Source organism: Acinetobacter parvus DSM 16617 = CIP 108168, from assembly GCF_000368025.1.
Taxonomy (GTDB): domain Bacteria; phylum Pseudomonadota; class Gammaproteobacteria; order Pseudomonadales; family Moraxellaceae; genus Acinetobacter; species Acinetobacter parvus.
On the sequence record NZ_KB849211.1, the window covers coordinates 76,577 to 89,673 of the forward strand.

Genomic DNA, 13,097 nt, shown 5'->3' on the forward strand with positions numbered 1-13,097 from the left:
TTTTGCTCTGTACACGACAAATTTCACAGAACCCTTATCCTATCAGGATTCTGCTTTCTTAAAATTGCCAAAATTTCCTTAAACTCTTCTTTTTTCCCAAAACCAATTAAATGCTGAATCGCCATTTGAACATAGTCTAAACCATAGCGAAATAAACTCATTGAGAGTCGTCCATGCTTCTTTATTTTTATCGCTTTTTTTTGATTATGTTGCCATTCACCCGTTAAGTAACACCAACAGAAGCTTATAGCTAACACCGCAATCAATTTTTTCACTCGTCTAGGGTCTGTCAAGCGCGTATTTTCAAGATTAAACCCGCGTCCTTTGAGACAACTGAATAAGGTTTCAATTTCCCAGCGTAATGCATAATCCTGAATAGCATTGGCATTAAACTGAGGAGAAACGACGAGTAAAAGTTCTCCATTTTCTAACTGTAGTGCACTTATATATAGTTTCACCCGACCAACCAAAATCCGTCGTTTACGACATTCAATTTGACCAACTTTAAGATGGCGAAATAAATCACTAATTTTATGATTCTTTCCTAAATGATTGGTGACAATGAAGTTTTTTTTACACGAATGCAGAAGTTGATGTCTTGTTCAATTAACCATGTAAACCACTGCTCACCGATAAACTCTCTGTCTGCGAACACATTCACAATACGGTCTTTACCAAAAATGGCTATAAAGCGTTGAATCAAAGCAATACGCTCTTTCGTATCTGAATTTCCACGTTTATTAAGCAATGTCCAAAGGATAGGTATCGCTATTCCACGATAAACGATTGCGAGCATCAGGATATTAATATTTCGTTTTCCCCATTTCCAATTGGTTCTATCTAAAGTCAGTTGCACTTGGTCGAATGAAAACATATTGAAAATCAACTGAGAAATTTGACGATAATCAAAATACTGACCTGCAAAGAAGCGCTGCATACGCCGATAAAATGATTGTGGTAAGCACTTGATGGGCAAGGCTTTAGATGCAGAAGAAAGATTGCACGTTTGCTTTAAAATGATCGCAAGCATGATGAGCGAAAAGCACTTTAAATGTGACTTGTTCCATTTTAGAGATTTGTTTAAGATAAGATATAACTCATTGAGATGTGTCATAGTATTCGTCGTTAGAAAACAATTATTGTGACATTATTTCAATGAGTTATCTATTTTTGTCGTGTACAGAGAAATTTTTGCATAAAAAATGCTTCATTCTTGAAGCATTTTTTATATCTGCAATCTAGTTAACATGAGTTCGATATAAAATTCTGAATAAAATATGATACTCGGAAACGTCATCCGCAACTGTTTGAGACAGGACTTTATTAGTAAAGTGCTGTTTCTGCGATTTATTAAACTAATTGGTGGTAGTCAACGAGTTTTGCGCATGACAATGGTTTTGCCTACTTTTGCCGAAACAAAAGTAGGTCGTCGAAGACATATACTGAAATTGGATGAGAACTCGGCAAGACTCCGCCAAGATAATTTTTTAGCAACAAGTTAGATAAATATTTAAATCGAACTCAAGTTAGTTATTTCAATTCATTCACCAAATCAGGATAAATCAGACCATCCACATCAACGGCGGTTTTATAGATGCCATTGTTTACATTAAACTGATTTACATGATAAGAGGACCCATAGACCGAATCAAAACTATCATTTTTTACAAAGGCTTTTTTATTGCCTGCCAAATCAAGTAAATGAGTGCCACCCACAAATTGTTCATACTGGGTAGGATCGACCCCGACTCGATTGGACATAATCTTGACCGCATCGGCATGTGTAGCAGGATCATTAATATATTTAACCGTTTTATCCCAGACCTGAATCAGCTTTTTCCATTCCTCTTTATGGGCGGATAAGTGGCTCATATTAACAGATACCCCATCATATATCAGACCTGGCTTATCTTTGGAACTATAGATAATTTTTGAACCTGCTACAGATTTTAAGGCCTGATTTGCCACAGGTTGCCACACGGCGATAGCAGATACTTCTGGGCTGGCAAATACCTGTGGTAATTCATTGGTGACAGAATTGACCAGTTTAATATCGGTTAATGGGATTTTGGCATCGGTTAAAGCAGTCGAAAGAAGTAAATGATCCACCAACCCTTTTTCGGTTGCCACCGATTTACGTTTTAAATCCGTCACTGAGTTGATACCTGACTTAGCAATAATCACGTCATTGCCTGCGGAATAATCAGTGACCATGATCATCATGCCTTTGGTTCCACCTGATGCTGTGACAAGGTTGTCACCATTGGTGGTCAGTACCGCATCCAGTTGATTGGCAGCAAAGGCATTCAGTGAAGCCGAATAGTCAAACCATTTAAATTCAACATTGAGTCCTGCCTCTTTGAGCCAGCCTTTCTCAATCGCCACTTGCCAAGCCACGAAACCAGGCCAGTCGCTATAGCCAATGGTGATCGGTGTACCTGTTGCGGTATTTTTTGTATCTTCTTTCTGGCTGGCAGTCGGTACTTTAGCTGAATTATCACAACCCGCTACAGCAAAACTCAATAGAACAGAAAGAGATAAGGATGTCATTGCATGTTTCATTACAGAACCCCCGAATAGAATGCAATCAATATATGGATGATGATTTAGAACCTGAACGTTAAAATTTCGTATTTCATCTTGCTGTGTGTATTTCTCCCTAATCATTCTGCTGGAGCGGTGGCATCACGGCATCCATCAGTTCCAGATGCCCCTTGATGACACCTTTCAGTGCAATAAATTGCTGGCTGATCTGTTTTAGATCATTGCTTTTGCCTTGAAGCAACATCACTTCCAGAATCTTTTCAGCATCAAGCTGTACACTCAGCGAGCTAATCACCTGTTCCAGATATTGATGTTGCAGATCACCAATCTGTATACGGATATTTGCCGTACGACGCTGGTATAACAGCGTCAGTGTCCCGACCATCACTGAATTATCTGAGCTATGCTGATCAATTAAGTGATGGTTGATCATGTCCACAATCGCCTGTGAACGGCTTTCATAGTGTTCTTCCACGATCTTCTGGTCTAAGGCTTCCACCGTATTTTCAGGAACAGTGATGCTGATCCGTGAAAGCTTGGGTTTACTGTTCATGCTAAACCTACTGTTTCTTGAGATTGCTGGGTTTTTGCTTGATATATAGACCTGCTCTTACCGTCATCAGATTGACTAAAAATAACTGGAGCGTTTTTAAGTACTGGTTCATGACTGGATGTTTTTTCATGGCAACCTCAGTATTACTAATTTTTTAATTCGTAATATTTAATGCAGTATCTGTGCCAGTTTTTAATAAAATTAATAAGAGTCTTTTAACCATATCTACTATTGTGGAGGCGGCATCCATGTCACCCTGCGCGATAGTAAATGACAGCAAAAATCTTCTTATAGAATGAGAAATTTTGAACATAAAAAAGCTCCATGTTTCAAGATGGAGCTTTTCTGCATCATTACAGCGAGTTTATGCAACAGGAGCTAAAGTAAACAATACCTGTCCTGTTTTAACCGTTTGCGCTTTATCAATCAGGATCTGATCGACCTGCATTTTTGCTGGCGCAACAATTGGGATTTCAATTTTCATGGCTTCAATCACAGCCAAAGTTTGCCCCTCTTCAATGACATCACCCACAGCACACTCAATTTTCCAGACTGAACCTGGCATGTGCGACTCCACCACCATACCCCCATTCGGTATGTTAATTTCTGAATCATCAACAATTATATCCAGAGCTTCAGAAACGTACTCCGCCAAGCCTGCTTCATGCCATCTTTGCCGTTCTGCTTCAAAATTGCTTTGCTGAACCTGTTTAAATGCCTGAATACTGTCCTGATTCTCCTGAAGAAAAGCATTGTATTCTTTGAGATTGAGCACACCCTCTTCAATTTTCAATTGCAAGCGACCTGCCTTAAAGTCTTCACGCATTGCCATCAATTCAGATTCAGACACCTCATAAAACTTGATCTGGTCAAAGAATCGAAGTAACCACGGCTTATGCTGCTCAAAATTCGGGTTTTGGCGATAACGACTCCATACTTGGGTTGTGCGTCCAACAAACTGATACCCCCCTGGCCCCTCCATGCCATAGACACACATATAGGCGCCACCAATACCCACGGCATTTTCAGGTGTCCATGTCCGTGCTGGATTATATTTGGTGGTGACCAAACGATGTCTTGGGTCTAACGGTGTGGCAACAGGCGCACCCAAATACACATCACCCAAACCCATCACCAGATAAGAGGTGCTATAAACAATATCTTTCACCGCCTGCTTGGATGACAAGCCATTGATACGACGGATAAATTCAATATTGTCAGGACACCATGGTGCATCAGGTCGTACCAATTGGATATATTTTTCGGTTGCCAATTGCGTTTGCGAATCTTCCCAAGCAAGGGGTAAATACACGGTTCGGGATGGCACCTGCATATTTTCAATATCAGGCAATTCAGCTTCTGCCACCTGTAATAAGCGCAATAAATCCAGTTGATCCAAAACTGAGGAATCAAAATGAATCTGGAGCGAACGTATACCCGGAGTTAAGTCAATAATGCCCTGAATATTCTGCGATTTGACCCATTGCATCAAGGCATGAATACGGAAACGCAGATTTAAGTCCAGTACCAGATCGCCATATTCTACCAATAGATATTGGTTACCTGCTGGGCGATAAGTCACGTTTGGCTTATCTGCACCTTGTTGCAAGGTTGCCAACACCGCATTTTTCAGGGTGATGGGTTCAGCGTGAATTGCTGCTGAGAAATTAACCTGAGCGGTATTTTTACTCTGCAACGCAGCCTGATAACGTTGTTCTAGTTGCTGTGCCTGCTGATAACTGACAGGAATAAATTGAACCTTGTCGCCTGCTTTCAGTTGACCGAGTTTCCATAATTCCGAATGGATCACCACCGCAGGACAAACAAAACCACCGAGACTTGGGCCATCTGGCCCCAGAATAATCGGCATGTCGCCTGTAAAATCAATCGCACCAATGGCATAGGCATTATCATGGATATTGGATGGATGTAAGCCAGCTTCGCCACCGTCAATTCGTGCCCATTCAGGTTTTGGCCCCACCAGACGAATCCCTGTACGGCTGGAGTTAAAATGAATTTCCCATTCCTGTGCAAAGAACATGGAAATATCCTGAGCAGTAAAGAAATCAGGCGCGCCATGTGGGCCATACATCACTGCAATTTGCCATGTCTGGGTAAAATCAGGAATTTGTGCGGGTTCTAATGTGGTGGTTTCTGTAGAGTGATAAGCAGAAATCGGCAACATATCACCAATCAACAGATTACGTCCTGCATATCCACCAAACTGTCCCAAAGTAAAGGTGGCTTGACTGCCCAAATAGTCAGGTAATTTTAGACCATTTTTAATGCCGATATAGCTGCGACATCCTGTGATAATGCGCCCGCATTTCAGCACTTGTCCCTTACGGATATTAATGGTTGTCCACATTGGCACATCGACACCATCCAGTGTTACCTGCATGTGACCGCCTGTTAAGGCAATTTGACTATCACAATGAAATTTCAGTGTTGGCCCTTGCAAGGTACATTCCAGAGCTGCGGTATTGAATGGATTGCCCAACAATTGGTTGGCAACATTCAGGCTTAAGGCATCCATTGCGCCTGATGGCGGCACACCGACATCCCAATAGCCCAAGCGCCCTGTGACATCCTGTACCGCCGTTTGAATGCCTGCCTGCAATACTTCAACTTTTTCAGTTTTCCATTCAAAGCTATTCAGAAAACGTGTGGTCTGTGTACCTGCATGAAACACATCACAACCCACAATATTCTGTAAATATTCCAGATTGGTTTCGATGCCTGCAATTTCCGTATTGCTTAGGCTATTTTGCATGGCTTGAATTGCCTGCTCCCGATCAACCGCCGTGACGATAATCTTGGCAATCATCGGATCATAAAATGAGGAAACGTTCGATCCTGTTTCTACCCATGTTTCCACTCGTGAATCTGCATCAAACTGAACACTGGTGAGCAATCCTGCGCTCGGCTGGAAATTTTTAATTGGATCTTCAGCATATAAACGCACCTGAATCGAATGTCCTTTTGGCTCAGAAAGTTCAGTTGGTGCAACCCAGTCACCACTGGCAAGCGTGACCATCCATTCAACCAGATCCAACCCAAACACTTGCTCAGTCACGCCATGCTCAACTTGCAGACGGGTATTGACCTCAAGGAAATAAAATTGCTGGGTATCGGTGTCCATCACAAATTCAACCGTGCCCGCAGAACGGTATTGCACCGATTGCATCAATTGAATGGCAACTTTTTGAATATATTCTCGTTGTTCAGCATTAAGATGTGGCGCAGGCGTTTCCTCAATCACTTTCTGGTTACGGCGTTGCACCGAGCAATCACGTTCGCCCAAAGCAAGAACCTTGCCCTGACCATCGCCAAAAATCTGTACCTCGATATGGCGGGCATTTTGTACAAATTTTTCTAAATATAAGCCTGCATCTTTAAAGTTGGCTTGTGCCAAGTAAGAAACCGTTTGATAGGCTTCCTGCAATTCGGTTTCATTCCAGACTAGACGCATGCCGATACCGCCACCACCTGCGGTACTTTTCAGCATCACGGGATAACCAATACGGCTGGCTTCAGCAATTGCTTCCGCTTCATCCTTAAGCAGTTGACTCCCTGGCAATAATGGCACGTTGTTTTCAATCGCCAATTCACGGGCAGTATGCTTTAAGCCAAAATCCCGCATTTGTTGCGAAGTTGGGCCAATAAACACAATGCCCTGTTGCTCGCATAAATCACAAAAAGTGGCATTTTCTGAGAGGAAACCATAACCAGGGTGAATCGCCTGTGCGCCTGTTTGCTTGGCAACCTCAAGAATTTTATCAATATTTAAATAGCTTTGCTGTGCCGCAGAATCGCCAATAAACACCGCTTCATCGGCCAGTGTGACATGCAAGGAATCCCGATCCGCTTCGGAATACACTGCAACCGATTGAATGCCTAATTTTTTCAGGGTACGAATAATACGACAGGCAATTGCGCCACGATTGGCAATCAGAACTTTATTAAACATGGCTCAACTCCTCCGCTTCAAGAACAATCAGTTGAATAGGCGTTGGGTTATAGGCATTACATGGATTATTCAGTTGCGGACAATTGGAAATTAATACAATTAAATCCATTTCCGCCCGAATCTCGACATATTTTCCTGCTGCGGAAACCCCATCATCAAACATTAAATGCCCTGCTGGCGTCACAGGCACATTCATAAAGAAATTAATATTGGGTCCTAAATGGCGCACATTCAGTTGATGTTTATGGGCAAGCGGATGCTTGGCAAGCGCATACATAAAATTATTACGGCAACTGTGCATTGGATATTTATCATGGGCATAACGCACAGTATTGCTTTCACAGGAACACGCACCGCCCAAAGTATCGTGTCGTCCGCAATTATCCTCAACAATGGTGGCAATAGGACGGGCAAAATTACTATACAAAGTCGTCCCTTGCTCCAGATAAATTTGCTGGTTTTGGGTCAGAGTATCGGTTGCGCTATAACGTTCATCAGGATTTTCTGCACTGATAAACAAGGTATCCACCGCCTGATTGCCCTCTAAATCAACGATACGAAACAGTTGTCCTTTTTTGACTTCGCACATCCATGCTTCGCCTGCTGGACACACTTCATCTAAAACCGTATTTTGAAATTGTAATGTGGTCATGATTTTTTCCTCAAAAATTAAACAGATAAAGCGTAATAGCGGGCATTGTTGGCAAAACCACGCTGATTTTGAGGACAGGAATCACGACACACATCGGATTCAGCTAAGGCATTAGCCTTGAATAAACGGAGTTGAACATCGGCAGGTTGATAGCTTTCAGAGGTATCCAGCGCATGTGGTGCAGCCGATAAAAATAGCAAACAATCCATTTCGAAACGTAACTCAATGCTTTGCTGGGTTTTATCTTCCTGAACATAGGACAATTTGCCTGCCTCATCAGGAATAACCTTAGAAAAGAGATTCACACAAGCGGTTAAATCAGCCTGTTTTAAACCAAACTTGGCAAACTCAACCAACAAGCCATTCAGGCCACTTTGATACATATCATTGCGGGCATCCTGAAAGCTTTGAATGCCAAATTGCTGTTGAATTTGTGCAGGCGTACTTGGGCTACAAAATACATCATTCCAGCCATGACCATCCTGAACAATCGATGCCATCACCCGCCCCAAATCAGAATACAGCACATGTCCCGTCGATAAAAATGCAGTGTGCTGTGCCTTTAAACTGTCAGGCATATTGAAGCGTTCCAGTTTATCTTCGGCATTGACACAATAGAGCGAAACATTGGCATTTGCACCCAGTGGCTCAAATTGCAACACTGCCCCACGCTGAATCCGACCCGACCAGTGATGGCCACCGAGTAATTTTTCTTGCCAAAGTATTTGATTATTATGATAAATAGATGGATGCATAACAAAACCCCTTAGGATGATTTGACCTCGTTATGGCAAAATGCCGATCCTCCCGGGCTTTTATCCCTCCGTGTAGTTCTGCCGAACCGTTCTCTCTCGGTCCAGTCATGTGCAAAACACATCGGAACCCTAGACAACTTTTGATCTATTTATCTAAAAGCAAAAGACATGCCATTTTAGTAATACTATTTTTAGGAAAAGTATTACTTAATATAAGTTCGATATAAAATTCTCAATGAATTACGATACGCGGAAACGTCATCCGCAATTGTTTGAGACAGGACTCAATTAATAGAATGTTGTTTTTGCGATTCATTAAGTTAGCTGATAGTAGTCAACGAGTTTTGCGGTGAGCAGCGATAGCTGCGCAAGATGGTTGCCCTTGCGGAGCTTCGCTCCTCATGCCGAAACAAAAGTAAGTCCAGCTGAAAGTTTATGCTGAAATTAGATGAGAACTCTGCAAGATTCCATCAAGATATCTTTTAATATATTAGAAAAATATTTAAATCGTGTTCAGGTTACTTAAATAGCAACAAAATAAGGCAAGAAAATAGAACAATAGTTTGAATAGCACTTTTTTAAGGCAAACTGCCATAAAATGCTTCATTGGATTTGATGAGTTCATCAATTTTCAGGCATAAAAAAACACCCCAAACCGAAGTTTGAGGTGTTTTTAGAATTTTATTTAGCAAAGCAAATTATTCAGCATAAACTGGGAATTTAGCACAAACCGCTTCAACTTTAGCTTTTACATCCGCAATGACTTGTTCATTACCTTTACTGTCGATAATGTCAGCGATCCAAGCCGCAAGATCACGAACTTCCACTTCACCAAAACCACGCGTAGTTACTGCTGGTGTACCAATACGGATACCAGAAGTCACAAATGGAGAACGCGGATCATTTGGCACGGCATTTTTATTAACCGTAATATGCGCAGCACCTAACCATGCATCAGCATCTTTACCTGTTACATCCTCTTGCTTGATCAAAGACAATAAGAATAGATGGTTGTCTGTACCGCCTGAAACCACATCATAACCACGAGAGATAAACACGTCTGCCATTGCCTGAGCATTCTTCACCACTTGTTGTTGATATGCCTTGAATTCATCAGACATGGCTTCTTTAAAGCAAATTGCTTTCGCTGCAATCGCATGCATCAAAGGACCACCCTGATTACCAGGAAAAACAGCAGATTGAAGTTTTTTCTCGATTTCTTCGTTTGCTTTGGCAAGGATTAAACCAGAACGTGGACCACGCAGTGTTTTGTGTGTCGTTGTCGTGGTCACATCTGCAATTTGCACTGGGTTTGGATAAACACCAGCAGCAACCAGACCAGCAACGTGTGCCATATCAACAAACAGGTAAGCACCTACTTTGTCTGCGATATCACGGAAACGCTGCCAATCAACCACACGGCTATAAGCAGAGAAACCTGCAACGATCATACGTGGTTTGTGCTCTAAAGCCAAACGTTCAACTTCTTCATAATCAATTTCGCCCGTTTCTGGGTTTAAACCATACTGGACTGCATTATAGGTTTTACCAGAAAAGCTGACTTTCGCACCGTGAGTCAAGTGACCACCGTGTGCCAGGCTCATACCCAAAACGGTATCGCCTGGGTTAAGCAGCGCCAGGTAAACAGCAGAGTTTGCCTGAGAACCCGCATGTGGCTGAACGTTTGCATAATCTGCACCAAACAATGCTTTGGCACGATCAATAGCAAGCTGTTCTACGACATCAACATATTCACAACCGCCATAGTAGCGTTTGCCAGGATAGCCTTCTGCATATTTGTTGGTCAGTTTTGATCCTTGTGCTTCCATCACTGCTGGAGAGCAATAGTTTTCAGATGCAATAAGTTCGATATGAGCTTCTTGACGCTCACCTTCCGAAGCAATTGCCTGAGCGATTTCTGGATCAAATTCAGCAATAGAGATATTGGCAAACATTAGCGGGGGTCCTATAAATTAGGGCTTTTAAGCCGTGCTAAAGATTGGTGCGTATTGTAGCACGAAGTTTGCCGTTGCACAGATTGATATTTATTTAATTCTTCGTGAATTTTATTCACAATAAAATCAGCATCAGTACACCAAACAGCTTATCAAGCGAAATATAGTAAATGCTACTCAAGACAATCAAAACAATTGCCAGTGTTACTGAAAAACCTGATATTTCCACCCCAGCGCGGGCGGTTAAACATAAAATTGAAAAAACAATTAAGGGAATCCCCACAAAATGGGTCACAATATTGGGCAGAGTAAAACTTGAAGTGCGACATAAACCACCAAAGCGGGATTTTTCTTCCCGCTTATTTTATTTTGGAGAGGTATTTCCCAGTGCAGGATTATCAATTGCATCCTTACATTGGGCTTTATCACGTTCATAGTCTGCCTGCTTCTGCGCGGAGCTAGATGAACGATCTTTTACATCTCGCGCCCATGTGTCCAGACTGGTCAGTGCCTTACGGCAAAGTGCATATTTGCCTTCTGTCACAGAGTCGGTCATTTTGACATTGATCCGCCAATCCGTGCTGAGCTGGCGTAAAGGTTTCCTGACTTTTTCCTCAATTTCAGAGACTTGTTTATTATAGATAATTGGGTCAATTTCATTAATCAATGTCCACGCCGCATTTGCATAAGTGGTTGCATCATTGTTTAATTTTGGCGCAGGTTTGATTTCAACCTTTTTTTCAGGTTGATTGTCTCCCTGCCCACATGCAGTCAATAAAAAGGTGCTACACAATACGATTATTGCCACACGAGTTTTTGGATTAGACATATCAAGTCGCCAATGAAATATTTCGGCATTATGCTAGTCAATCTGGGAATAATTCTCAATCATTGTTACTTATTTATCATGGATAAAAACCACTCATGTCACAAATAAAAATCTATGCGCATCGCAAAACAATAGATCAATTTAGAGATCAGCTTTCCCAAGCCATCCATCAGGCTTTGGTTGAAAGTCTGAGCTATCCTGTGGAAAAGAAGTTTCAGCGTTTTATTGCCCTGAAACAAGATGATTTTATCTATCCAGATGACCGTAGTGACCGCTACATCATTATTGAAATTTTCATGTTTGAGGGTCGAAGCATAGAAACCAAAAAGCGCTTTGTGCAGGCAATCTTTGCCAATATTCAACAGCAATGTGGCATTTCAGCTCAGGATATTGAAATCACGATTTTTGAAACACCGAAATGTAACTGGGGAATACGGGGCAAAAATGCGGATGAATTGGGGCTGAACTATCAGGTCAATGTCTAAATAAGCGAAAACAATACAAGGTAGGATTTTTGTCTAACAAAAACCATTTTTTGTGTCAATTTAAGCTTAATTCAGCGGCAAGTTCTGCTATGCTTAAACACAAATTTATCAGGATAGGATTATTCGCATGAGCGTTACTCTTGGAACTCCACTTCAATCTTCTGCATTTAAGGTTTTACTGTTAGGTTCTGGAGAGCTGGGTAAAGAAGTGGTGATTTCTTTACAACGCTTGGGTGTCGAAGTTCATGCGGCTGACCGTTATGACCATGCACCTGCCATGCAGGTTGCCCATTATTCCTATACCCTGAATATGGCAGATCCAACTGAATTAAAACAACTGATTGAAAAAATTAAACCGAATTTAATTGTTCCTGAAATTGAGGCCATTGCGACTGAGGTTTTGCTTGAAATCGAGCAACGCAAAACTGCAACGGTGATTCCATCAGCAAAAGCCGTCAACCTCACCATGAACCGTGAGGGCATTCGCCGTTTAGCTGCGGAAGAACTGGGCTTGCCCACTTCCGCCTATCGCTTTGCCAGCACATTGGAAAGCTTCCGTGCAGCATGTGACGATATTGGTTATCCAAACTTTGTTAAACCTGTCATGTCCTCTTCTGGCAAAGGTCAGTCCCGTGTTAAGAACTTTGATGAGGTTGATGTGGCCTGGGAATATGCCATGCAAGGTGGTCGTGTCAATCAGGGTACAGTGATCATTGAATCACAAATTGATTTTGATTTTGAAATTACCCTATTAACCGTACGTGCTAAAAATCCAGCAACAGGTGAAATCGAAACCCATTACTGCGATCCAATTGGACACCGTCAGGATGCGGGTGACTATGTTGAAAGCTGGCAGCCACAACCAATGACAGTCGCAGCCTTGCAGGAAGCAAAACGTATTGCAAATAAAGTCACAACCGCTTTGGGTGGCTGTGGTGTTTTTGGTGTAGAGTTATTTATTAAAGGCGATAAAGTCTGGTTTAGTGAAGTCTCACCTCGCCCACATGACACAGGTCTAGTAACTCTGGCATCACAGTTCCAGAGTGAATTTGAGCTGCATGCTCGTGCGATTTTAGGTTTACCAGTCAACACAGCCCGTCATAGTGTGGCAGCCAGTGCCGTAATCTATGCAGGTGTGGATGCGAACAACCTGAGCTTCTCTGGCTTAAATCTTGCTTTGGCAAACCCGAACACTGACTTGCGCTTGTTTGGTAAACCAGAGGGCTTCAAACGCCGCCGTATGGGTGTTGCCACCGCACGTGCTGAAACCACAGACCTCGCGCGTGAACTGGCACAGCAGGCAGCAGATCAGGTGATTGTACAAACCAACGCTTAAAATATCTCCCTTAATCCC

The 13,097-nt window shown here is 42.2% G+C and carries 11 protein-coding genes, 1 pseudogene and 1 riboswitch; of the genes and pseudogenes, 2 read left to right on the top strand and 10 right to left on the bottom strand.

Features of this window, described 5'->3' with window-relative positions:
- Nucleotides 1-23 precede the first annotated feature (23 nt).
- From F988_RS14270 to F988_RS02515, 10 genes and pseudogenes are all read right to left on the bottom strand, one after another.
- Nucleotides 24-1,114 (bottom strand): IS4-like element ISAba1 family transposase gene (locus F988_RS14270; protein WP_141629355.1). Its coding sequence is split into 2 segments (ribosomal slippage): nt 24-577 and nt 577-1,114, totalling 1,092 coding nucleotides; the frame shifts between segments, so codons are not numbered across the junction.
- 416 nt (nt 1,115-1,530) lie between these two features.
- Nucleotides 1,531-2,562 (bottom strand): ABC transporter substrate-binding protein, encoded by a 1,032-nt coding sequence (locus tag F988_RS02485; protein WP_004758173.1) that lies wholly within the window; start codon nt 2,560-2,562, stop codon nt 1,531-1,533.
- 97 nt (nt 2,563-2,659) lie between these two features.
- Nucleotides 2,660-3,097, bottom strand: coding sequence for a CopG family ribbon-helix-helix protein (locus F988_RS02490; RefSeq protein WP_004680873.1), 438 nt, complete (start codon nt 3,095-3,097; stop codon nt 2,660-2,662).
- A gap of 7 nt (nt 3,098-3,104) precedes the next feature.
- The gene (locus tag F988_RS15540) at nt 3,105-3,227 is read right to left on the bottom strand and encodes a hypothetical protein (protein WP_004680874.1); all 123 of its coding nucleotides are present in this window, start codon (nt 3,225-3,227) and stop codon (nt 3,105-3,107) included.
- Between the two features lie 234 nt (nt 3,228-3,461).
- Nucleotides 3,462-7,067 (bottom strand): urea carboxylase, encoded by a 3,606-nt coding sequence (uca, locus tag F988_RS02495; RefSeq protein ID WP_004680876.1) that lies wholly within the window; start codon nt 7,065-7,067, stop codon nt 3,462-3,464.
- Nucleotides 7,060-7,719: an urea amidolyase associated protein UAAP2 gene (locus F988_RS02500; protein ID WP_004680877.1), complete on the bottom strand. Its 660-nt coding sequence runs from the start codon at nt 7,717-7,719 to the stop codon at nt 7,060-7,062. Before F988_RS02500 ends, uca begins: the two co-directional genes overlap by 8 nt.
- Before the next feature lie 17 nt (nt 7,720-7,736).
- The gene (locus F988_RS02505; protein WP_004680879.1) at nt 7,737-8,474 is read right to left on the bottom strand and encodes an urea amidolyase associated protein UAAP1; all 738 of its coding nucleotides are present in this window, start codon (nt 8,472-8,474) and stop codon (nt 7,737-7,739) included.
- Between the two features lie 47 nt (nt 8,475-8,521).
- Nucleotides 8,522-8,618, bottom strand: a riboswitch (guanidine-I (ykkC/yxkD leader).
- 554 nt (nt 8,619-9,172) lie between these two features.
- Complete coding sequence (gene glyA / locus F988_RS02510) at nt 9,173-10,429, bottom strand: serine hydroxymethyltransferase (RefSeq protein ID WP_004680880.1); 1,257 nt, start codon at nt 10,427-10,429, stop codon at nt 9,173-9,175.
- 118 nt (nt 10,430-10,547) lie between these two features.
- Nucleotides 10,548-10,736: pseudogene (locus F988_RS14275) on the bottom strand (hypothetical protein); the annotation flags it as partial.
- 57 nt (nt 10,737-10,793) lie between these two features.
- Nucleotides 10,794-11,258 (bottom strand): hypothetical protein, encoded by a 465-nt coding sequence (locus F988_RS02515; RefSeq protein ID WP_004680881.1) that lies wholly within the window; start codon nt 11,256-11,258, stop codon nt 10,794-10,796.
- Between the two features lie 95 nt (nt 11,259-11,353).
- On the opposite strand from F988_RS02515, the gene F988_RS02520 reads away from it, so the two are divergent.
- Complete coding sequence (locus F988_RS02520; RefSeq protein ID WP_004680882.1) at nt 11,354-11,743, top strand: tautomerase family protein; 390 nt, start codon at nt 11,354-11,356, stop codon at nt 11,741-11,743.
- 118 nt (nt 11,744-11,861) lie between these two features.
- On the top strand, nt 11,862-13,079 hold the full coding sequence (gene purT / locus F988_RS02525) for a formate-dependent phosphoribosylglycinamide formyltransferase (protein ID WP_171062018.1): 1,218 nt from the start codon (nt 11,862-11,864) through the stop codon (nt 13,077-13,079).
- Nucleotides 13,080-13,097: the final 18 nt, after the last annotated feature.

What these genes read in the sequence shown, in the direction of transcription:
- glyA (WP_004680880.1), bottom strand. Translation starts at nt 10,429, where the DNA reads ATGTTTGCCAATATCTCTATTGCTGAATTTGATCCAGAAATCGCTCAG.
- F988_RS02500 (WP_004680877.1), bottom strand. Translation starts at nt 7,719, where the DNA reads ATGACCACATTACAATTTCAAAATACGGTTTTAGATGAAGTGTGTCCA.
- F988_RS02505 (WP_004680879.1), bottom strand. Translation starts at nt 8,474, where the DNA reads ATGCATCCATCTATTTATCATAATAATCAAATACTTTGGCAAGAAAAA.
- uca (WP_004680876.1), bottom strand. Translation starts at nt 7,067, where the DNA reads ATGTTTAATAAAGTTCTGATTGCCAATCGTGGCGCAATTGCCTGTCGT.
- F988_RS02485 (WP_004758173.1), bottom strand. Translation starts at nt 2,562, where the DNA reads ATGAAACATGCAATGACATCCTTATCTCTTTCTGTTCTATTGAGTTTT.
- F988_RS15540 (WP_004680874.1), bottom strand. Translation starts at nt 3,227, where the DNA reads ATGAAAAAACATCCAGTCATGAACCAGTACTTAAAAACGCTCCAGTTA.
- F988_RS02490 (WP_004680873.1), bottom strand. Translation starts at nt 3,097, where the DNA reads ATGAACAGTAAACCCAAGCTTTCACGGATCAGCATCACTGTTCCTGAA.
- F988_RS02515 (WP_004680881.1), bottom strand. Translation starts at nt 11,258, where the DNA reads ATGTCTAATCCAAAAACTCGTGTGGCAATAATCGTATTGTGTAGCACC.
- F988_RS02520 (WP_004680882.1), top strand. Translation starts at nt 11,354, where the DNA reads ATGTCACAAATAAAAATCTATGCGCATCGCAAAACAATAGATCAATTT.